A 21,889-nucleotide genomic window follows, 5' to 3' on the forward strand; every position below is an offset into this window, starting at 1 on the left:
ACCTGCTGGCGCGCTTTGCCAAATCGTCTAATGCCGTGGAAAAGGAGCTGGAACGTCTCGCGATCGGCACCGCCGGTGGCCCGGGCCGGGCGAGTAGCCCGGCCCGGAAAGCCGACGATTTCTGATACTGTTAAAGTACAGACGGAAACAGCAGTTGCCCGCCGAGTACCTCATCGGGGTGAATGTCGACGCAGAAAATACTCTGACCGTCGGCACTGGACAGACAGGTAGACAGGGTGACTGTTCTACGGGCATCCGGCAGGGCCACATAGGGCCGGCAACTGTTGATTTTCTGGGGCCGGTCCAGAGCATTGCGAAAGTATTCCCGGTGACTCCAGCAGGCACCTGATGAGTGATACAACGGGTTAAAGTATTGTCCGGACAGCTGTCCACCCTGTGCTACGCTGCCTTGCTGCACACCTTCGCTGTTGAGAACAAAACACCGCTTTACCCCTTCCACTTGCAGCAGCGACCGGCAAACATGGTCAAAGGATTCCCGTCGAGCCAGCTGATGGCATGCCTCCATGATCTCGAAGCGGAGCAGCTTCATGTAGGTTTCCTGACTCTGGTAATCGTTCAGGTTCCACTGCTCGGAATTCGACACTACCCTTTTCAACGCGTTCTCCGCCGCGACCGTGCACTCGTGGGAGCTGTGTTTGGGGCGAGCAAACAGAAAGCCCTGGACCAGATCGGCCTCGGTATCCAGAGCAATGCGGGCTTGGGCTTCATTTTCGATGCCTTCCAGCAGCACCAGACTGCCACTTTCCCGGATCATCCGTACCAGGCTGTGCAACAACAGCCGAGCCCGCTGGTGTTTCTCGGCATTGGCCAACAGGCTTCGATCAATCTTTACGATCAACGGGTTGATTCGCCAAAGCCGCTCGAAATTCGAATCGCCCATACCGAAGTCATCAATCGCAATCTGAAAACCATAATCGCGGGCTTCCTGAATAAACTCCAGCAGGGTGTTGGTGTCACGAGTGGCGGTCTCGACCAGCTCCAGCACAATTCGTTCCGGGTGCAGTCCCACATGCCTGCACTGATCGGCCAGTTGGCCCAGATAGTCGGCATGGTGAAACAGGGTGTCCGGATTGATATTGATAAAGAGCCAGACCGGGCTGGTCTTCAGACCAAAGTTGTTCAGGTGCAAGTTGAGCAGATGCCGGTCCAGCTCTGTGGTAACACCTTGAATGGAGGCCTGGTCAAACAGCGAGGGCGGTGCGATAACCTGGTTTCCACGCTTTACCCGGACCAGAGCCTCGTAGCCCACCAGCTTCTGGTGAGTGGGGCTGAGAATGGGCTGGTACACCGAATGGAAATCATGATGTTCTATAAAACTGGCAGACTTACCCGACGTTCTGTGCCGATGTTCGGCAAGTCGCAATACGCGTTTCATGGTCAGGAACCCTATACTGCAATCATGGAGCCATCCTGGCCGCTGAATAATTAGGTTAGGAGAACAGACGAAGCGAATTCTGTGCCAATCGGCCGGGCGGTCGAGTCGGCGCGTCAGCGCAGCACGCGCATGGCCTGAGGACGACACTGAGCCGTTTCAGCTGCACCATCAGCGTGCAAAAAGCACACAGGGCAGGGTAATTTGCACCATCACAAGGTTTTTTATGAGTGAACACAGTCAGTTCCGGTTGCTGGGTCAGCGCCGGTTTTTACCGTTCTATCTGACCCAGTTTTCCGGTGCTTTTAACGATAATCTCTATAAAAACGCGCTGCTGTTGCTGATCACCTTTCAGGCTGGCGGCCTGATGGGCCTGTCGGTAAACGTGGTGGTGAACATTGCGGCCTTCCTGTTCATCCTGCCGTTCTTCCTGTTCTCCGGCATTGCCGGCCAGATGGCCGATCGCTACGAGAAGGCCCGGATTATCCGCAATGTCAAAGCGGCCGAGATCGGTATCATGCTGCTGGCGGCTCTGGGCCTCTGGTTTGGCTGGTACGAGTTTTTGCTGGTGTTGCTGTTCCTGATGGGGGTTCAGTCCACGTTTTTCGGCCCGGTGAAGTATTCCATCCTGCCGAGGGTGTTGGCCGATGATGAACTGGTCGGGGGCAACGGCCTGGTCAGCATGGGCACCTTTGTGGCGATCCTGCTGGGTACCATTGCTGCCGGCCTGCTCATGGGCGCAGAGCAGGCGGCACGGATTACCGCGGTCGGTGTGGTGGTGATGGCGTTGCTCGGCTACCTCGCGGCCCGGCAGGTTCCGGATACCCGGGATGACACGCCGGAAGTGAAAGTGCAGTTCCGGCCGTTACTGGAAACCTGGCGGCTGATGACGGTGGCGGCAGAGCAGCGCCAGGTACTCTGGGCCATTCTGGCCATTTCCTGGTTCTGGTTTCTCGGTGCGGCTTATCTGACGCAATTTCCCAACTTTGCCAAAACCTCGCTGGCCGGTGATGAAACCGCCGTGACCTTGCTGCTGGCTATGTTCATTGTCGGCATCGCCATCGGCTCCATGTTGTGTGAACGGCTCACCAAACATCAGATCACCTTGTCGCCAGTGCCCTGGGGAGCACTTGGCCTGACCCTGCTGGGCGTTGATCTGTTCTTTGCGGTGCCGGCCAATCCCAGCCCGTCGACCTGGCTGACCCTGCTCACCGACCCGGTATATATCCGGGTGCTGCTGGATCTGGTCGGCATCGGCATTTGCGGTGGTTTGTTCATCGTGCCGCTGTACGCGTTTATCCAGCACCAGACGGCGGATCATAAGCGGGCGCGGATCATTGCGGCTTTGAACGTTATCAACTCCTTGTTCATGGTCTGTAGCGCTTTAGTAGGTATCGTCATACTGGGTATTTTTGAACTGGGTATTCCTACTTTTTTCCTTATGCTGTCAGTGGTTAACGCTCTGGTGTGGGTGGGTGTGCTGGGATTGCGTCGCCGCACCAGAAAAGCTGTGGATAATTAAGGGGAAAACCTTCGGATAAGCCTTGAGTCGTTTTTGTAATAGCTATATAAAACAGTGAGTTATAGCTGTTATAAAGGTGCTGGAAAGTGATCAGTAATGTGGATAACTTTCTTGAAAACTTTTATGAACAGGCAACGACAACCAACTGAAAAGAAAAAAGTTTCGGTTTTCACTTAGCTGAAATCTGCCTGTCGGAAGGTCGTTTTACCGGGTCGAACCGATCGGGTCTTTCCGTGGCACCCGTCTCTGGTTAAAATTTGCACATTCCGACTGTAATTTGCCGGACGAGGCGTTATACTCGCCGGCCTGTTTTTATCCCTTTTTTTCAGCCCGATTTCCGAGGTGTAGTGTGGAGTTTCCAACCCGTTTCGATGTTATTGTCATTGGTGGTGGCCATGCCGGTACCGAAGCCGCTCTTGCGGCGGCGCGCATGGGTTCCAAAACCCTGCTGCTGACCCACAACATTGAAACCCTGGGTCAGATGTCCTGTAACCCGGCCATCGGTGGCATAGGCAAGAGCCATCTGGTAAAAGAAATCGATGCTCTGGGCGGTGCCATGGCCCGAGCTACTGATAAATCGGGTATTCAATTTCGGGTTCTGAACAGTCGCAAAGGTCCGGCGGTGCGTGCAACTCGTGCCCAGGCTGACCGGATTCTGTACAAGGCTGCGATTCGTCATACCCTGGAAAACCAGCCCAACCTGACTCTGTTTCAGCAGGCAGCGGACGATCTGATTGTGGAAAGCGATCAGGTGGTGGGAGTAGTTACCCAGACGGGTATCCGTTTTAATGCAAAGACCGTCGTGCTGACCACCGGCACCTTTCTGGGCGGCGTTATCCACATTGGTATGCAGCACCATGCCGGCGGCCGTGCCGGTGACGCGCCCGCCAATGCTTTGGCTCAGCGCCTGCGGGAACTGCCGTTCAATGTTGGCCGCCTGAAGACCGGTACACCACCGCGCATCGATGCCCGCACCGTGGACTTTTCTGCCATGCAACAGCAGTGGGGCGATGACCCGACTCCTGTGATGTCGTTTATCGGCAGCCGTCATGAACATCCGGAGCAGATCTGTTGTTACGTTACCCGCACCACGGCAGAAACCCACGACATCATCCGCAGCGGTTTTGATCGCTCACCGATGTTTGCCGGCAATATTGAAGGCGTCGGTCCGCGCTATTGCCCGTCCATTGAAGACAAGGTCAATCGCTTTGCGGATAAAGATTCGCACCAGATTTTTGTCGAACCGGAAGGCCTGACCACCAACGAGTTATACCCCAACGGCATTTCCACCAGCTTGCCGTTTGATATCCAGCTGAAAGCGGTGCAATCCATTCCTGGTTTTGAGAATGCCCACATCCTGCGGCCGGGTTACGCTATTGAATACGATTACCTGAACCCGCAGGACCTGCGCCACACTCTGGAAACCAAATTCATCCAGGGCCTGTACTTTGCTGGCCAGATCAACGGCACTACCGGTTACGAAGAAGCCGGTGCCCAGGGCTTGCTGGCAGGCATTAACGCCGCCCTGCGCGCCCAAGACAAAGATGAGTGGTACCCACGCCGGGACGAGGCCTATCTGGGCGTGCTGGTGGATGACCTGATTACCATGGGTACTCAAGAGCCCTACCGCATGTTTACCAGCCGCGCCGAATATCGATTGATCCTGCGCGAAGACAACGCCGACCTGCGGCTGACCGAAACCGGCCGCAAGCTGGGCCTGGTAGACGATGAGCGCTGGCAGGCGTTCAGCACCAAGAGCGAATCGATCACCAAAGAACGCAGCCGACTTGAAGGCACCCGCGTTCATCCAGGCACCGACGCCGGAGAGCGCGCCAACGTTCATCTTAAACAACCGATGACCCGGGACCAGTCCCTGGCCGAATTGCTGCGTCGTCCGGAAATCGCCTATCCGCACATTGCCGAGATCGGTGCGGAGCACGCGGAGGATCCGAACGTGGCCGAACAGGTCGAAATCGAGATCAAGTACGAAGGCTACATTTCTCGCCAGGCGGACGAGATTGACCGTCTGCGCAGAAATGAGAACACCCGTCTGCCAGTGGATCTGGATTACGAAGTAATCGGCGGCCTGTCTAACGAAATCAAGCAGAAGCTGCAAACGGTGCGACCAGAAACCGTGGCTCAGGCGTCCCGTATTCAGGGTGTCACGCCGGCAGCGATCAGTCAGCTTCTGGTGCATCTGAAAAAGCGGGATCTGATCCGCAAGCAAAGCGCCTGACATGACGTATCCACAGCAGTGGTCGGACCAGCTTCGTGACGGGCTGACCGAAATGAATCTTGCACTCAGTGAAGGCCAGCAACAACAGTTGCTGGCCTTTCTGGCACTGCTTAATAAGTGGAACAAAGCCTACAACCTGACCGCCGTGCGTGACGAGCGAGTGATGGTGTCGCGGCAGTTGCTGGACAGCCTGAGTATCCTGCCATGGATTGCCGCAGAGCATTTGCTGGATGTCGGTGCTGGTGGTGGCCTGCCGGGCATACCGCTGGCCATTGTGTTTCCGAACAAGCGCTTTACCCTACTAGACAGCAATGGCAAGAAAACACGGTTTCTGAATCAGTGTATTCTGGAGCTTGGCCTGAATAATGTTGAGGTTATTCACGGCCGGGCTGAAGATTGTCAGCCGGCACAGCCCTTTACTCAAGTCAGCAGCCGAGCCTTTACTGCGCTGGAAAACCTGGTGACCTGGTGTGGACCGCTGCTGGCCAGTGACGGCCAGTTCCTTGCCATGAAAGGCCAGTATCCGGATGAAGAAGCAGCTGCCCTTCCGGCTGGCTGGCAGGTAGAATCCAGCCATTCCCTAAAGGTTCCCGGTGCAGACGGTGAGCGGCACTTGCTGATCGTCACCCGGGGCGAACAGTTCCGGTAACCCGCAACAGCAGGAGGCAAAGCATGGCGCGCGTGATTGCAGTGACCAATCAGAAAGGCGGTGTGGGCAAAACCACCACCTGCGTCAACCTTGCAGCCTCCCTGGCGGCAACGAAGCGTCGGGTCTTGCTGGTCGATATGGACCCCCAGGGCAATGCCACCATGGGCAGTGGTGTGGATAAAAATTCTCTGCAGCTGTCGGGCTACGACCTGTTGACCAAGCGAGCGACGCCGGCCGAAGTAATCGTGCGCGCTGAAGCCTCGGGCTTTGACATTGTGCCGGCCAACGGTGACCTGACCGCGGCAGAAGTTGAATTGATGAACGAGATTGGTCGCGAGCACCGCCTGAGGCTGACGCTGAACAGCGTGCGAGAAAATTACGATTACATTCTGATCGATTGCCCGCCTTCTTTAAATTTACTGACCGTCAATGCGCTCTCGACAGCTGACTCTGTGCTGATTCCGATGCAGTGCGAGTATTATGCTCTGGAAGGTCTGGCGGCGCTGATGAACACCGTTGAGCAGATTCAGGAGACGGTCAATCCGGACCTGGAGATCGAAGGCATACTGCGCACTATGTACGATCCGCGCAACAGCCTGACTCTGGACGTATCAAGCCAGCTGAGTGAATTCTTCGGTGACAAAGTCTACCGAGCTGTGATTCCCCGCAACGTGCGCCTGGCCGAAGCGCCCAGCTATGGCATGCCGGCGCTGGCCTATGATCGTGCGTCCAAGGGGGCCGTGGCTTACCTGGCGTTGGCGGGTGAGATGGTGCGTCGGCACGGATCAAAAAAGACATCCGCCGCCGTTGCGGTGTAACATAGCCGCCACTCTGGCAACCATGCAGCAACCAATTCAACGGGAAGAATGACAGACACCATGGCGGCGAAGAAACGAGGCTTGGGCGAACGTGGTTTGGGGGCTCTACTACAAGGCTCCAAGGTCAACCTGAATCACGAAACCACGGACCACGACCGTGAATTGCGGGATATCCCTGTTGATCTGATCCAGCGTGGTCGTTATCAGCCGCGCCGGGATATGGACCCGACCTCCCTGCAAGAGCTGGCAGACTCAATACGCCAACAAGGTGTGATGCAACCCGTTGTGGTCCGCCCGATTGCCGAGGGCCGGTACGAGTTGATTGCTGGCGAACGCCGCTGGCGGGCCACCCAGATCGCCGAACTCGACACCATTCCGGCGATCATCCGCAATGTTCCGGACGAAGCCGCCATCGCCATGGCGTTGATCGAGAACATTCAGCGCGAAAACCTGAACCCTATAGAAGAAGCTTTCGCACTTCAGCGTTTGCAGGAGGAGTTTGGCCTGACCCAGGCTCAGGTGGCTGAAGCCGTCGGTAAATCCCGAACCACCATCACTAATTTGCTGCGGTTGATTGGCCTGAGCGAAGATGTGCGCACCATGCTCGAACACGGTGACCTAGAAATGGGCCACGGCCGTGCCATGCTGACTTTGCTACCGGAACAACAAATGCAGGTGGCTCGCCAGGTAGTGGCCAAATCCCTGTCGGTTCGTCAGACCGAAGCGCTGGTTCGCAGAATCCAGCAGGAAAAGCCCGCTACTGAAGACCATGGCAAGAAAGCCCTGGACCCGAATATCCGAAGCTTGCAAGACAATCTTTCCGAGCGTTTGGGCGCCCGGGTAGCGATTAATCATGGTAAGCGCGGAAAAGGCAAAGTGGTGATCGAATACAGCTCTCTGGATGAGCTGGATGGTATTCTAGGCCACATTCGCTAAGCCATTAGGCGAAGCCTGAAAATTCATCCTAAAGTCGGCCTTTTTGCACCAAACACCACATGTGGTTGCTTAAGAGATTGCAAAACACAACTTGTGTGAAGGGTTGGCATTAGTCAGCTCGAACTGATTAAAAAACCAACATTGTTTCGGGTGAGTTGTGTTGAACAGCTATCGGTTAACACATATAATTCTGCGCGCTTGTAACAACAGCTGGTGATATGACCCGTTCCACAAAAGCCATCATACGTTTGCCCCTGTTAAAGTGGCTGGTTATCGAGATGGCAGCGGTGATCACTCTAAGTCTGTTATGGCTATTGGAAAGTCGTTTGGCAGGTTATTCCGCGTTTATCGGCGGTCTTATTTTTGTCATACCAAACGCGTATTTTGCTCACCGGATGTACCGGTACCAAGGTGCCCGGCAGGCATCCATGATGGTGGGCAACATGTTCAGGGCAGAAGGCATCAAGCTTGCCCTTACCGCAGTGGGTTTTGCGGCAGTTTTCATCTTGATGGAGCCAGTACATGTGCCGGCTCTGTTATTCACTTTTGCTGTAATGGTTGTACTTGGCGGTGCTTTGCGCTTCCTCATTCAACCTAAAAGACAGCTATAGACTGGACGTGAGAGCAGTATGGCAGCTGATACCCCAGTAGAATATATTCAACACCACCTTCAAAACCTCACTTACGGCAAGCTTCCTGCCGGCTATGAGCGGGTTGACCCTTACACCAACGATGTCACCGTATTGCAGGAAGCTGGCTGGACGTTTGCGCGTACCTCCACCGAAGCAACCGACATGGGCTTCATGGCGTTCCACGTGGACACCCTGGGCTGGTCCATCTTTATGGGCATCCTGTTCCTGACCATCTTCCGCATGGTCGCCAAGCGGGCCACCAGTGGCGTGCCCTCTGGCATGCAAAACATGGTCGAAATGACCTTTGAGTTTGTTCAGAACATTGTTCGCGACGGCTTCCACGGCAAAAACCCGGTGATTGCGCCTCTGGCTCTGACCATGTTTGTCTGGATCTTCCTGATGAACAGCCTGAAGCTGATCCCGGTGGATTTCATACCCCAGATTGCCCATGCTCTGGGTCTGGAGTACTTCAAGATTGTCCCAACGACCGATCCGAACGGTACCTTCGGTATCTCCATCGGTGTGTTCCTGCTGATTATCTTCTACAGCATCAAGGTAAAAGGTGCTGGCGGGTTTGCCAAAGAGCTGTCGTTCACACCGTTTAACCATTGGGCTCTGATTCCGTTCAACCTGGTGCTCGAGATCATCGGATTGCTGACCAAACCCATCGGCCTGGCGCTGCGTCTGTTTGGTAACATGTACGCCGGTGAGGTAGTGTTCATCCTGATCGCCATTCTGCCGTTCTGGATCCAGTGGACATTGAATGTGCCGTGGGCAATTTTCCACATTCTGGTTATTACCCTGCAGGCGTTTATTTTCACAACACTGTCAGTGGTTTACCTGAGTCAGGCTCACGAAGATCATTAACGGGCCAGCAAGACGTTTTCGTAAAAACCTGGATTGAAAAATCCGACATAAACCTTTAATAAACTGAAAGCTAAGGAGTTTTAAATGGAAACTATCGCACTCATCGCAGCGGCTATCATCCTGGGTTCTGGCGCTCTGGCCACCGGCATTGGCTTTGCTCTGCTGGGCGGAAAACTGCTTGAATCTTCTGCGCGTCAGCCTGAAATGGCTCCGCAGCTGCAAACCAAGACCTTCATCATGGCTGGTCTGCTTGACGCTGTTCCGATGATCGGTGTTGGTATCGCGATGTACCTGATCTTCGTTGTAGCTGGTTAATTAATCCCGAGAAACCAGGGTGCTGCTCACTTGAGTTGAGGCCGCGCCCGGTTTTCCGGAAACCAGGACGCAACGAATAGCAAGAGGTATATTGCCGTGAATATAAACCTTACGTTGATAGGGCAAGCGATTGCCTTCGCTATTTTCGTCTGGTTCTGCGTCAAATTCGTGTGGCCGCCGATTACGGCAGCCATGGAAGCGCGCCAGAAGAAAATTGCCGACGGCCTTTCTGCCGCAGATCGGGCTTCACTCGATCTGGAACTTGCGCAGGAAAAAGCCTCCAAAGAATTGCAAAAAGCAAAACAGGAAGCTGCAGTCCTGATTGACCAGGCCAATAAGCGTGCTGCCCAGATTGTTGAAGCATCAAAAGACGATGCTCGCAAAGAGGGTGACAAACTGATTGAGCAGGCCAGGGCCGAAATTCAACAGGAGCGTGTTCAGGCTCGTGACGCACTGCGTAAAGAAGTGGCAGTTCTTGCCATCGCCGGTGCCGAAAAGATTCTGGAAACCTCTGTAGATGCCAAAGCTCACAGCGAGATGCTGGACAAGCTGGCCGCAGAACTCTAAAAGAGGGTCATCATGGCACAACTGACTACGTTAGCCCGACCCTACGCGAAAGCCGTATTCGACGCCGCAAAAGACCAGAATGCCATTGATCAATGGGATCAGGCTCTGACTTTTGCCGCACTGGTCGCGGCTGACCAAGAGGTAGCGAACATTCTGGCCAATCCTGGCCTGTCTGAGCAGCGCAAGGCGGAACTCTTCGCCGATTGTTTTGAAGAGCCCCTGCCTGAAGCGCTCAGAAATTTCCTGTTGATTCTAGCTGAAAACAAGCGTCTGGCCCTGCTGCCGGAAGTTTCCAAGCTGTTCAGTACGTATCGTGCAGATCTCGATCGCTCCGTCAGACTGACGGTGAATACCGCGTTTGAACTGTCTGCCGACGAACAGCAGAAACTGATCAAGGCACTGTCCGAAAAGCTGGAGCGCAAGGTTGAGCTTGAAACCGCGGTTGATCAGTCTCTGATTGGCGGCGTGGTAGTACGCACAGGCGACCTGGTTATCGACGCTTCAGTCCGTGGCAAACTGGCCAGAATGGCCAAGGCTCTGGGCTCCTGATTTCAGCACAAGGTTTGAGGACAAAGGCATGCAGCAACTGAATCCATCCGAGATCAGTGACATCATCAAGAAGAGAATCGAGAAACTCGACATCTCTTCCGAAGCAAAGAACGAAGGTACGATCCTGTCGGTTTCTGACGGTATCGTGCTGATCCACGGTCTTGCCGACGTTATGTACGGTGAGATGATTGAATTTGCCAACGGCACTTTCGGTATGGCGCTGAACCTGGAGCGTGATTCTGTTGGTGCGGTAGTACTGGGCGACTTCGAAGGTCTGGCTGAAGGCCAGAAGGTTCGTTGCACCGGCCGTATCCTGGAAGTACCGGTTGGTAACGAACTGCTGGGCCGTGTCGTAGACGGTCTGGGCAATCCGATCGACGGTAAGGGCGAGCTGGGTAACAGCCTGACCGCACCTGTTGAGAAGGTTGCACCGGGTGTTATCGCTCGTAAGTCTGTTGACGAGCCGGTACAAACCGGTCTGAAAGCCATCGACACCATGGTTCCGATCGGCCGTGGCCAGCGTGAGCTGATCATCGGTGACCGTCAGATCGGTAAGACCGCCGTTGCCATCGACGCGATCATCAACCAGAAGAACACCGGCATCAAGTGTATCTACGTTGCCGTTGGTCAGAAGCAGTCTTCCATTGCGGCAGTTGTTCGCAAGCTGGAAGAGCATGACGCCATGGACCACACCATTGTGGTTGCTGCGGGCGCGGCTGACCCTGCTGCCATGCAATTCCTGGCGCCATACTCTGGTACTTCCATGGGCGAGTTCTTCCGTGACCGCGGTGAAGACGCTCTGATCGTATACGATGACCTGTCCAAGCAGGCTGTTGCGTATCGTCAGATCTCTCTGCTGCTGCGTCGTCCGCCAGGTCGTGAAGCTTTCCCGGGTGACGTTTTCTATCTGCACTCCCGTCTGCTTGAGCGTGCCTCCCGTGTTAACGCCGAGTACGTCGAAGAGATGACCAAGGGTGAAGTGAAGGGCAAGACCGGTTCTTTGACCGCGCTGCCGATCATCGAAACCCAGGCTGGTGACGTTTCTGCGTTTGTACCGACCAACGTGATCTCCATCACCGATGGTCAGATCTTCCTGGAAACCAACCTGTTCAACTCCGGTATCCGTCCGGCTATGAACGCCGGTATTTCGGTATCGCGGGTAGGTGGTGCAGCCCAGACCAAGATCATGAAGAAGCTTGGCGGTAACATTCGTCTGGCTCTGGCTCAGTACCGCGAACTGGCAGCGTTTGCTCAGTTTGCTTCTGATCTTGACGAAGCAACTCGTAAGCAGCTGGAGCATGGTCAGCGCGTTACCGAGCTGATGAAGCAGAACCAGTACAGCCCAATGACCGTTGCGGAAATGGGTACCGTGCTGTTCGCAGCAAACGAAGGCTTCCTGGACGATGTTGATGTAAACATGGTCGTTAAGTTTGAAGCACAGCTGCTCGACTGGATGCGTTCAGAGCAGAAAGATCTTCTCGACAAGATCGGTGCCGATGGTGACTTCAACGACGACATCGCTGCCGGCCTGAAAGCTGCTCTGGAAAAATTCAAGACCACTCAGAGCTGGTAAATCCATTAGGCCCGCCATCGTGCGGGCCTGCTGGTCCGTTTGAGTGTCTAACTTGAAAAGGCAGTGAATTATGGCCGTCGGAAAAGAAATACGTAACCAGATCGGAAGCATCAAGAGCACGCAGAAGATCACTTCCGCCATGGAAATGGTGGCGGCGAGTAAAATGCGTAAAGCTCAGGATCGTATGCGGGCAACTCGCCCCTACGCCGAAAAGATGCTGCAGGTAATCGGACACATTGCCAAGTCCAACAAAGATTACCGTCATCCGTTCATGCAGGAGCGTGAGGTCAAGCGGGTGGGCTACATTGTAGTCTCCTCCGACCGTGGCCTTTGTGGTGGTCTGAACACCAACGTGTTCAAACTGCTGGTACGCGAGATGCGTGGATGGAAAGAAAAAGGTGTTGAGACCGACATCTGCGCCATGGGGCAAAAAGGCGCGTCTTTCTTCCGCAGTTACGGCGGTAACGTTGTAGCGGCTGTCACTCACATGGGTGATGACCCGTCTGCAAGTGAGCTGATTGGTAGCGTTAAGGTAATGCTCGACAGTTTTGAGCAAGGCAAGATCGATCGCCTTTACCTGGTGAGCAATGAGTTTGTGAATACCATGACTCAAAGCCCGACCTCTCTCCAGCTGCTACCTCTGCCGGAAGGCGAAGACGAAGATGTTGGTCACCAGTGGGATTATCTCTATGAGCCGGATTCACGTCCGATTCTCGACGGGCTATTGCCACGTTATATCGAATCCCAGGTGTATCAGGGTGTGGTAGAGAATCTGGCCTGTGAACAGGCTGCCCGGATGATTGCCATGAAGAGCGCGACAGACAACGCAGGTGGCATCATTGACGAGCTTCAGCTGGCCTATAACAAGGCCCGTCAGGCAGCCATCACCCAAGAGATTTCAGAGATTGTGAGCGGCGCGTCATCCGTGTGATTACGCTCACAAACCTACTGGTTTTATTGACTACTAGATAACGAGGAACCGAGCATGAGTAGCGGACACATCGTTCAGATCATTGGCGCGGTTATCGACGTGGAGTTCCCACGTGACTCCGTGCCAAACATTTATGACGCACTGCTGCTTGAAGGTGGCGAAACAACACTGGAAGTTCAGCAGCAGCTGGGCGACGGCGTTGTTCGTACCATCGCCATGGGCAGCACCGAAGGTCTCAAGCGTGGCCTGAAAGCAGACAATACCGGCAAGCCTATTTCCGTACCCGTGGGCACCAAGACCTTGGGCCGGATCATGGACGTACTGGGTCGTCCGATCGACGAGCAGGGCGAGATTGGTGAAGAAGAGCGCTGGGCTATCCACCGCAAGGCACCGGGATACGCCGATCAGGCCGCCTCGGCTGACCTGCTGGAAACCGGCATCAAAGTTATCGACCTGATCTGCCCGTTCGCCAAGGGTGGTAAGGTTGGTCTGTTCGGTGGTGCCGGCGTTGGCAAAACCGTAAACATGATGGAGTTGATCAACAACATCGCGAAAGAGCACTCCGGTCTCTCCGTGTTCGCCGGTGTTGGTGAGCGTACCCGTGAAGGTAACGACTTCTACTACGAAATGAAGGATTCCAACGTCCTTGATAAAGTAGCGATGGTTTACGGCCAGATGAACGAGCCCCCAGGAAACCGTCTGCGTGTAGCGCTGACCGGCCTGACCATGGCTGAGAAGTTCCGTGACGAGGGTCGTGACGTTCTGTTGTTCGTTGACAACATCTACCGTTACACTCTGGCCGGTACCGAGGTATCTGCACTGCTGGGTCGTATGCCGTCCGCGGTAGGTTACCAGCCAACCCTGGCCCAGGAAATGGGTGAGCTGCAGGAGCGTATTACCTCCACCAAGAGCGGTTCTATCACATCCATCCAGGCGGTCTACGTACCGGCGGATGACTTGACTGACCCATCTCCGGCTACCACCTTCTCGCATCTTGACGCCACCGTGGTACTGAGCCGTGACATCGCTTCCAAGGGTATCTACCCGGCGATCGACCCGCTCGACTCCACCTCCCGTCAGCTGGACCCGCTGACCATCGGCGAGCAGCACTACAACGTTGCCCGTGGTGTGCAGAACGTACTGCAGCGTTACAAGGAACTGAAGGACATCATCGCTATCCTCGGTATGGACGAGCTGTCAGAAGATGACAAACTGACTGTTGCCCGTGCCCGTAAGATCGAGCGTTTCCTGTCTCAGCCGTTCCACGTAGCGGAAGTATTTACCGGCTCGCCTGGTAAGTACGTGTCTCTGAAGGAAACCATCGCAAGCTTTGAGGGTATCCTGAACGGCGATTACGACGACATGCCGGAGCAGGCCTTCTACATGTGCGGTGGTATCGAAGAGGCAATCGAGAAGGCTAAGGCAATGAAAGCGAAAGAAAGCAAGTAATCCTGCTTCTTCTCTTTCTGACCCAAGAGGCGTAAGAAATGGCTATGACCGTACATTGTGACGTCGTAAGTGCCGAGGAAAAAATCTACTCGGGTCTGGTGGAGATGTTGATCGCCACCGGAACCGAGGGTGAGCTTGGCATCCAGCTTGGCCACGCTCCGCTGCTGACCGAGCTCAAGCCCGGTTCAGTTCGGATCATCAAGCAGGGTGGCACCGAGGAAATTCTGTACGTTTCAGGTGGCTACCTGGAAGTACAGCCTAACCTGGTGACTCTGATGGCTGACACTGCAACTCGTGCCAAGGATGTGGACGAAGCGGCAGCGCTGGAAGCCCAGAAGCAAGCCGAGAAGGCACTGGCAAACAAAACAGGCGAGTTCGAGTACTCCCGTGCCGCCGCCGAGCTGGCAGAAGCCGCCGCTCAGCTGCGCACCATCCAGAAACTGCGCAAGCACCTGCGTTAAGCAGGGTTTGTGTCAGGGCCCGGATTGGCCTGACCGTAAACCGCATCCGCAGGTGGATGATCAACTGCTCCTTTGTTGGAACAGCTGCTTATTCACCGGGAGGCGGTTTTTTTATTTTGAACTGAACACACCGGATTGGAGCTGACTGCCCCATGAACCCGTTACACGTTGTGATCCTTGCGGCCGGCCAAGGCTCCCGGATGAAATCTGCACTGCCCAAAGTCCTGCACCCGGTGGCCGGCAAAGCCATGTTGCACCATGTGATTGAGACCGCAAAGCAGCTGGGCGCGGAGACCATTCACACGGTGATCGGGCATGGCGCCGAACAGGTTCGTGGCTCGCTGGACGAGCCGTCTGTCAACTGGGTGATGCAAACGGAACAGCTGGGGACCGGCCATGCTGTCGCTCAGGCGCTGCCGGATTTACCGGATAATGCGCGTGTGCTGGTACTTTATGGGGATGTACCGCTGACCCGTAAAGACACCCTGGAGGCCATGGTCAGCGACCTGGATGACGGCAATCTTGCGTTGCTGACGGTGGATATGGACAACCCCCACGGCTACGGCCGCATTGTGCGGGACGCCCAGGGCCAGGTACAGGCGATCGTTGAACAGAAAGACGCCAGTGCTGAGCAACAGACCATCCAAGAAGTGAACACCGGTATTCTGGCGGTTTCTGCCCGCCATCTGAAAAGCTGGCTCCCGGCCTTGTCTAACAGCAACGCTCAGGGTGAATACTACCTGACCGACATTATCGCCATGGCGGTGGGCCACGGTTTGGCGGTAACGGTATCGCAGCCGCTGAACCCGTTTGAGGTGCAGGGGGTCAACAATCGTCTGCAACTGGCTGAGCTTGAGCGCTGGTATCAGCGCCAGCAGGCAGAGCGGCTGATGACCGAAGGTGCTACGCTGGCAGACCCAGCCCGCATTGACGTTCGCGGCGAACTCAGCATTGGCAACGACCTGTGGATCGACGTTAACGTAGTGTTTGAAGGTAAGGTAACCCTTGGGAGCAACGTCAGCATTGGCCCTGGTTGCGTGATCAAGGATGCGTCCATCGCCGACGGTGCCGACATTAAAGCGCACAGTCTTATCGAAGGCGCGGTGGTGGGGGCGAACGCCCAGATCGGACCCTTTGCCCGCCTGCGCCCCGGTACCGAGCTGGCCGCCAATACCAAGGTGGGCAATTTCGTCGAGACCAAGAAAGCCATCGTGGGTGAGGGCAGCAAGATCAACCATCTGAGCTACGTAGGCGATGCCTCTCTTGGCCGTAATGTGAATGTGGGTGCAGGCACTATCACCTGCAATTATGATGGGGTGAACAAGTTCAGGACGGAGCTTGGCGACGGCGTGTTTGTTGGCTCAAACACGTCTCTTGTTGCTCCTGTGACGGTAGCGGCCGAGGCCACCATTGGTGCCGGTTCAACGATCACCCGCAATGTCGCGCAAAGCGAATTGGCGGTGGCCCGGGGCAAACAACGGAATATCTCGGGCTGGGAACGGCCAAAGAAAGCGTAACAACCGAATTAACAAACAGGTGATAGCAGCATGTGTGGGATTGTAGGAGTGGTTTCAGAACGGGATGTCCAGGGTATTCTGCTGGAGGGCCTGCGCCGTCTTGAATACCGCGGTTATGACTCGGCGGGCATGGCCGTGATCAATGGCGAATCCTGGTTGCAGCGAGCACGGGAGGTCGGCAAGGTTGCTGCGCTTGCCGAAGCGATCAGCGCTAATCCCCTGAGCGGGCATCTTGGTATCGCCCACACCCGCTGGGCGACTCACGGCGAGCCATCCCGTGTGAACGCTCATCCGCACATGTCTGGCGAACGCCTGGCCATTGTCCACAACGGTATTATTGAGAATTATCAGGAGTTGCGGGACGAGCTCAAAACCGAAGGTTACGTGTTCACCTCCCAGACCGATACCGAAGTGGTTGCGCACCTGATCGGCAAGAATTACCAGCAAGAAGGCGATCTGTACAACGCTGTGAAGACCGCCATCACCCGGTTACGCGGCGCCTTTGCTCTGGCCGTTGTGCACGCCGATGAGCCAGGCCACCTGGTGGTCTGCCGTGAGGGCAGTCCGCTGGTGGTGGGAGTGGGTATTGGTGAGAACTTTATCGCCTCTGACCAGCTGGCCCTGCTGCCAGTCACCGACCGGTTTATCTTTCTGGAAGAAGGCGACATTGCCGATATCCGCAAAGACAGCATTGAGATTCATGATCGGGACGGCCAGGCGGTTGAACGCGCCATCACCCGTTTCGAGCACGGTGCCGATTCCGCCGACAAGGGCGAATACCGCCACTACATGCTCAAGGAAATCTACGAGCAGCCGAAAGTGATCAAGGCCACCATGGAAGGCCGGATTACCGATACCCGGGTTCTGGAACAGGCTCTGGGCACTGATGCCGCCAACCTGCTGGAGAACGTGCGCCACGTCCAGATCATCGCCTGCGGTACTTCTTATCACGCCGGCATGGTGGCCCGTTACTGGATTGAGGATCTGGCCGGTGTGCCCTGCTCCGTGGAAGTGGCCTCCGAGTTCCGCTATCGCAAGCACGTTATCCAGCCAGACACCCTGTTCCTGTGCATTTCCCAGTCCGGCGAAACCGCCGACACCCTGGCAGCTTTGCGCCAGGCCAAGAAAGCGGGTTTCCGGGCGGCTCTGGCCATCTGTAACGTCCCGGGTAGCTCGCTGGTGCGGGAGTCCGATCTGGTGATCATGACTCAAGCTGGTCCGGAGATCGGTGTGGCCTCCACCAAGGCGTTCACCACCCAGCTGACCGCCCTGCTGATTTTCACCCTGGCCCTGGCCCGTCACAACGGCCTGAGTGCCGAGCGGGAAGCTGATATTGTAAAAGCCATTCACCTGTTGCCGGGTCAGGTCAGCGATGTGCTGGCCCTGGATGGCGAAATCGAGGAAATGTCCAAAGCCTTCATGGACAAGAATCATAGCCTGTTCCTGGGCCGGGGTTCTCAGTACCCGGTGGCCATGGAAGGGGCGCTCAAGCTCAAAGAGATTTCCTACATTCACGCAGAAGCCTATCCCGCCGGTGAGCTGAAACACGGCCCGCTGGCGTTAGTGGACAGTGAAATGCCGGTGGTCACCGTGGCACCGAACAACGATTTGCTCGAGAAGCTCAAATCCAATCTCGAAGAAGTCCGGGCCCGGGGAGGTGAACTGTTTGTGTTCGCCGATAGGGCAGCCGATGTGAAGCCGGAGGTAGGCCTGCATGTGATGCAAATCCCCTCGGTACACGAAATTACTGCGCCGATCGTCTACACCGTGCCACTGCAGCTGTTGTCCTATCATGTGGCCGTTCTCAAGGGCACCGACGTGGACCAGCCCCGGAACCTCGCCAAAAGTGTGACGGTGGAATAAACCGCCGTCAGGCGTTGCCTCGCACAGCGTTAACAGCCCTCGGCCTTGTATAGGCCGAGGGCACCACTCTTCCTCAACTACCTTCTCTGAATACGCGCAGAGCAAAACCGTGTGGACTGTTCTGAACGCAGTCTGACCTGCCCGACCTGCCTGACCGATTGCCGTGCTTTCAGGCCGCCTTTGCCGAATGAGCAGGAACTTTTCGGTATTTTGTTTTTCCACCTGCAATCAAACGCCGCCGTCATTCGTCTTAGAGTCAGCTACTGATTAAAGCGCTCCCCTGCGCGCGTCTTCTGAATCTACAAGGAACTTTCTGTGTCATCCAAGACCGAGGAACTGCTCCAGGCGGGTTATCGCTATGCCTTGGCCTTACGCTGTAAAGAGCAGGATGCCCAGGATTTGGTCCACGAGGCCTGGATCCGGCTCAACTCTCAGTTGATACCGTTGGTCAACAGACCACGTTTGGTTCGCACCATTCGCAATCTCTATATTGACCGATACCGCCGTGAGCAGATTTTGGTTGTGGAGTCTTTGGACGAGGCCCAGATACCGGTGATCGAAGACACCGCCGTGTTCGACCACTCCTTTGCCGCTGATGATCTGGATGCGTGTCTGGCCAAATTACGGCCGCCCGAGCGAGAGGCTTTATTTTTGAACTCGGTAGAGGGCTATACCGCAGCTGAGATTGCCAGGATTACCGGGCGGCCACGAGGAACGGTTCTGAGCTTGGTGCATCGAGCCCGCCTGAAGATGAAAGGCATGCTGATGGACTACGATTCACCTGGTTCCAGAGTCAGCCAGCTGGCGGAGGCAAACACCCATGAAAAATGATCTGGATACGTTACTCAAACATCATTATGAGGGGAAGCGGCTCTCTGATAGGCAACTGCAAGATATCGACGATGCAGCGGGCATGACGCAATGGCTGTTTCAGCCCATGATGGCCTGTGTTTTCGTGGCGTTGATGACGGTTTCGTTGCTGATGCCCGCGTTTGGCTTATGGCCTCCGGGGGCGTCTGATGCCGACACCCTATCGGCCGACATTATCAAAAACCACCTTGCGGGCAAGCCCGTCGACTTTCAGGCCAAGGATTTCGACGCACTAACCAGCCATCTCACTAACGCCGACTTGCCTCTCCGACGCCCAGACTTACTGAATATTGACAAGGCCATCAAAGGGGCCCGCCTGTGTTCGCTTGCTGGGCAGCCGGCACTGCAAATCTATTTCAGCGAAGAACATCAGGAAAGAACATCGCTTTTTATCGCCAAAGCGCAGGGAGCCCTGGAAAACATCCCGTTTTCAGGTGGTAACTTTGACGCGACGGTGGTACTCACCTGGGCCGAAAACGGCCATTTTTATGCACTGGCAAAGGACAGATTATGACAGTTCCCAACACATTGAGCAGGTTTTCAACTCCGGGTCATACCGCGCTGATTCTCCGGATAGGGTTAGGCCTGATCTTCATTATTGGTGGCCTCTGGAAACTGTCTCGTTTGTTGAGCCCCGATCATGCGGCGGCGATTGTGAACAGGTACACTGCCAGCAACGGTTACATTAATCAGTTCTTCCAGGATTACCTGTTCACCGGCTGGATGGGCGACATCATGGGTCCATGGGGATTCCTGACCGCGCTCTCCACCTTTGAGCTGCTGTCCGGTATTGCTCTGGTACTGGGCTTAATGGTGCGGCCACTGGCCCTGATCTACACCTTTTTGCTGTGGACATTTATCGTAGCACTGCCGGTACATACCGTGCCCGGCGAAACGATGGCATCGGCGACTTTTCAGGCGCCCGCGCTGTTGGTTCAGATCCGCGACATCTCTTTGTCCGGCCTTATGGCCGTGCTGTTTATGCTGGGCGCTGGTCGTGCCAGCATTGATGAGAAAATCTTCGGCACTATAGCGACCAGTCCCGTGCTGAACTGGAACACACTCGGTTTATTAACCCGGCTGTCGATGGCAGCTCCCTTGCTTGTCGGTGGTTTGTTTGCCACCACGGGTGCTGTGCCCACCTACTTAACGCCGGGCTGGATTCTGCTGGTGGGTGCGCTTTTGCTCATCTCTGGGGTTGGCGTTCGCGCGGCCGGTATCCTTGTGGTTGCCATAATGCTGTGGCGTATGGGCAATGGCATCAATCTGGATTCGTCACTGCTCGATATCGTGAACAGCTTTAAGCGGGAGTTCGCGTTCTTATCTGCCGGTGCCATTCTTGCCATGCTCGGTGGCGGCGAGAAGTTTACCCCTCGCGATCTTAAGGCCCGGACAAGCGCCTATCTTGATTCGAGAAAACTCAGAAGCGCCTGAGACTTGAGAAAGCCCCCAAGAAGTTGAACGAAGACAAGGCTGGAACGCTGGTGCTAACAAGCGCATTCCAGCCTTATCTAAATCAACCTTAGAAGCTCACGCCCAGGGTCAGCCAGAGTTTGTTGGTGTCCACTTTGCCGGCGGCACTGTCACCGGCGGAGTAGCGGGCGTATTTGATGCCGGCAGTGTAGTGCTCAGCAAAGCCCCTATTGTAAGCGACGCCCCATTCGTCGCCCAGGTCGTCCACGGCCGGGGTGGATTCGTTGGCACTGAAGTCATGATAGACGACCACCCAACGACCACCTGCGAGAGCGCCAGACACGGTCAGCGAAATGTCTTCCAGACCGCCCGCCGGTGTTGCCAGAAACTGGTCCGTCCAGCCGTTGAACGCGTGTAGCGTGGCCAGTGGTGTGGCGAATCCATAATTACCATCGTCAGAGCCCAGTACTTCATAGGTCAGTGCAATGGTGATGCCTTGCATACCAACTCCCGCTCTGAGTGAGTAATAATCGGCGTCAAACTCGTTGGCGCCGGCTTTGGCTTCCTGTCTGGCGTACTCGGCGGCGTAAATCAGCTTTACCGATTCCAGGTCGTAATCACCCGCAAACCGCAGACCCACCGTATCCAGGCCGTTATTGGTGTTGTTATCCACCTCCAGCAGATAGGCGTAGGCGCTGAGCTTGCCGAAGCCGGTCTGATAGCCGAGGTTCAGCAGGTGATCTTTGGTGGTCAGGTCCTGGGCCTGCGCAAAGATGCGATTGCGCTGGTTGAGATAGGCATAGTCCAGCGTCAGCAGACTCGTGGGCGCATAGGTCAGGCGCACGCCGTCGAAGGTTTGCCGGTCCTGTCGCCAGCCGACGTGACCCACATGGCGCTGATTGTCATAGACAATGACCTGGCGCCCGGCGCGTGCGGTGACGTCGCCACCGCTGTATTGCAGATAAGCCTGATCGACTTCGGTGGTTTCCGGGTCGGCGATCACCGAATAGTCGGTATTCTTGCCGAGGGTATTATTGTAATCGTCCAGGCCCATTACCGTGCGGGAATCCTCGAACTCCAGAACCCCGGTCACGCCATGGTAGCTGCCGGTGGTGTAGCCCAGGCGGGTGCGGATGGTCAGGGCATCCGCGTCTTTAAGGGCGTTGTCCTGATCCACCGCCTCATACCGTAAACGGATATCGCCCGAGACCTTTCCGTTGCTCAGGGCATCGTGCAGGGAGTGTTCCGCTGCCAGAGCCGGGGTGGTGATCGCCAGGGCGCCCAACATACAGGCCGAATGTCGCATTAATCGTGCTTTCATGGTTGCT

At 55.7% G+C, this 21,889-nt stretch carries 21 protein-coding genes; 19 read left to right on the plus strand and 2 right to left on the minus strand.

The annotated features are described in order from the left end of the window. Positions 1-130 precede the first annotated feature (130 nt). Entirely contained in the window at positions 131-1,396 is a 1,266-nt protein-coding gene (locus IBX51_RS08510; RefSeq protein WP_291830719.1) for an EAL domain-containing protein, read from the minus strand. 223 nt (positions 1,397-1,619) lie between these two features. On the opposite strand from IBX51_RS08510, the gene IBX51_RS08515 reads away from it, so the two are divergent. The 19 genes from IBX51_RS08515 (at position 1,620) to IBX51_RS08605 (ending at position 20,582) form a co-directional block, all read left to right on the plus strand. Continuing rightward, positions 1,620-2,915 (plus strand): MFS transporter, encoded by a 1,296-nt coding sequence (locus tag IBX51_RS08515; RefSeq protein ID WP_291830720.1) that lies wholly within the window; start codon positions 1,620-1,622, stop codon positions 2,913-2,915. Between the two features lie 349 nt (positions 2,916-3,264). Further along, on the plus strand, positions 3,265-5,151 hold the full coding sequence (gene mnmG, locus IBX51_RS08520; RefSeq protein WP_291830721.1) for a tRNA uridine-5-carboxymethylaminomethyl(34) synthesis enzyme MnmG: 1,887 nt from the start codon (positions 3,265-3,267) through the stop codon (positions 5,149-5,151). A gap of 1 nt (position 5,152) precedes the next feature. After that, on the plus strand, positions 5,153-5,800 hold the full coding sequence (rsmG, locus tag IBX51_RS08525) for a 16S rRNA (guanine(527)-N(7))-methyltransferase RsmG (protein ID WP_291830722.1): 648 nt from the start codon (positions 5,153-5,155) through the stop codon (positions 5,798-5,800). A gap of 23 nt (positions 5,801-5,823) precedes the next feature. Further along, the gene (locus IBX51_RS08530; RefSeq protein WP_291830724.1) at positions 5,824-6,618 is read left to right on the plus strand and encodes a ParA family protein; all 795 of its coding nucleotides are present in this window, start codon (positions 5,824-5,826) and stop codon (positions 6,616-6,618) included. Between the two features lie 60 nt (positions 6,619-6,678). Further along, positions 6,679-7,554, plus strand: a complete 876-nt coding sequence (locus IBX51_RS08535) for a ParB/RepB/Spo0J family partition protein (RefSeq protein ID WP_291830725.1) — start codon at positions 6,679-6,681, stop codon at positions 7,552-7,554. 218 nt (positions 7,555-7,772) lie between these two features. After that, positions 7,773-8,165, plus strand: a complete 393-nt coding sequence (locus IBX51_RS08540; RefSeq protein WP_291830726.1) for an ATP synthase subunit I — start codon at positions 7,773-7,775, stop codon at positions 8,163-8,165. An 18-nt stretch (positions 8,166-8,183) separates the two neighbouring features. After that, complete coding sequence (gene atpB, locus IBX51_RS08545) at positions 8,184-9,053, plus strand: F0F1 ATP synthase subunit A (protein WP_291830727.1); 870 nt, start codon at positions 8,184-8,186, stop codon at positions 9,051-9,053. 84 nt (positions 9,054-9,137) lie between these two features. Further along, positions 9,138-9,368, plus strand: coding sequence for a F0F1 ATP synthase subunit C (gene atpE / locus IBX51_RS08550; protein WP_291830728.1), 231 nt, complete (start codon positions 9,138-9,140; stop codon positions 9,366-9,368). 96 nt (positions 9,369-9,464) lie between these two features. After that, positions 9,465-9,935, plus strand: a complete 471-nt coding sequence (locus IBX51_RS08555) for a F0F1 ATP synthase subunit B (RefSeq protein ID WP_044388690.1) — start codon at positions 9,465-9,467, stop codon at positions 9,933-9,935. A gap of 12 nt (positions 9,936-9,947) precedes the next feature. Then, complete coding sequence (locus tag IBX51_RS08560; RefSeq protein ID WP_291830729.1) at positions 9,948-10,484, plus strand: F0F1 ATP synthase subunit delta; 537 nt, start codon at positions 9,948-9,950, stop codon at positions 10,482-10,484. A 28-nt stretch (positions 10,485-10,512) separates the two neighbouring features. Continuing rightward, positions 10,513-12,057, plus strand: a complete 1,545-nt coding sequence (gene atpA, locus IBX51_RS08565) for a F0F1 ATP synthase subunit alpha (RefSeq protein WP_291830730.1) — start codon at positions 10,513-10,515, stop codon at positions 12,055-12,057. A gap of 70 nt (positions 12,058-12,127) precedes the next feature. Continuing rightward, positions 12,128-12,988, plus strand: coding sequence for a F0F1 ATP synthase subunit gamma (gene atpG / locus IBX51_RS08570; RefSeq protein WP_291830731.1), 861 nt, complete (start codon positions 12,128-12,130; stop codon positions 12,986-12,988). 54 nt (positions 12,989-13,042) lie between these two features. Beyond that, positions 13,043-14,437: a F0F1 ATP synthase subunit beta gene (gene atpD, locus IBX51_RS08575; protein WP_291830732.1), complete on the plus strand. Its 1,395-nt coding sequence runs from the start codon at positions 13,043-13,045 to the stop codon at positions 14,435-14,437. Between the two features lie 38 nt (positions 14,438-14,475). Further along, positions 14,476-14,898, plus strand: coding sequence for a F0F1 ATP synthase subunit epsilon (locus IBX51_RS08580; protein ID WP_291830733.1), 423 nt, complete (start codon positions 14,476-14,478; stop codon positions 14,896-14,898). Between the two features lie 152 nt (positions 14,899-15,050). Next, positions 15,051-16,415 carry a bifunctional UDP-N-acetylglucosamine diphosphorylase/glucosamine-1-phosphate N-acetyltransferase GlmU gene (glmU, locus tag IBX51_RS08585; RefSeq protein ID WP_291830734.1) on the plus strand — a complete coding sequence of 455 codons (1,365 nt, stop codon included), beginning with the start codon at positions 15,051-15,053 and terminating at the stop codon, positions 16,413-16,415. 30 nt (positions 16,416-16,445) lie between these two features. Then, positions 16,446-18,278 carry a glutamine--fructose-6-phosphate transaminase (isomerizing) gene (glmS, locus tag IBX51_RS08590; RefSeq protein WP_291830735.1) on the plus strand — a complete coding sequence of 611 codons (1,833 nt, stop codon included), beginning with the start codon at positions 16,446-16,448 and terminating at the stop codon, positions 18,276-18,278. 315 nt (positions 18,279-18,593) lie between these two features. Continuing rightward, positions 18,594-19,109 (plus strand): RNA polymerase sigma factor, encoded by a 516-nt coding sequence (locus IBX51_RS08595; protein WP_291830736.1) that lies wholly within the window; start codon positions 18,594-18,596, stop codon positions 19,107-19,109. Then, entirely contained in the window at positions 19,099-19,662 is a 564-nt protein-coding gene (locus IBX51_RS08600) for a hypothetical protein (RefSeq protein WP_291830737.1), read from the plus strand. The genes IBX51_RS08595 and IBX51_RS08600 overlap by 11 nt, the downstream gene beginning before the upstream one ends. Continuing rightward, the gene (locus IBX51_RS08605) at positions 19,659-20,582 is read left to right on the plus strand and encodes a DoxX family membrane protein (protein WP_291830738.1); all 924 of its coding nucleotides are present in this window, start codon (positions 19,659-19,661) and stop codon (positions 20,580-20,582) included. The genes IBX51_RS08600 and IBX51_RS08605 overlap by 4 nt, the downstream gene beginning before the upstream one ends. 88 nt (positions 20,583-20,670) lie before the next feature. Here the strand turns inward: IBX51_RS08605 and IBX51_RS08610 are convergent, their stop codons facing one another. Further along, the gene (locus IBX51_RS08610) at positions 20,671-21,882 is read right to left on the minus strand and encodes an alginate export family protein (RefSeq protein WP_291830739.1); all 1,212 of its coding nucleotides are present in this window, start codon (positions 21,880-21,882) and stop codon (positions 20,671-20,673) included. Positions 21,883-21,889: the final 7 nt, after the last annotated feature.

The organism is Marinobacter sp. (genome assembly GCF_014859525.1).
Classification (GTDB): Bacteria; Pseudomonadota; Gammaproteobacteria; order Pseudomonadales; family Oleiphilaceae; genus Marinobacter.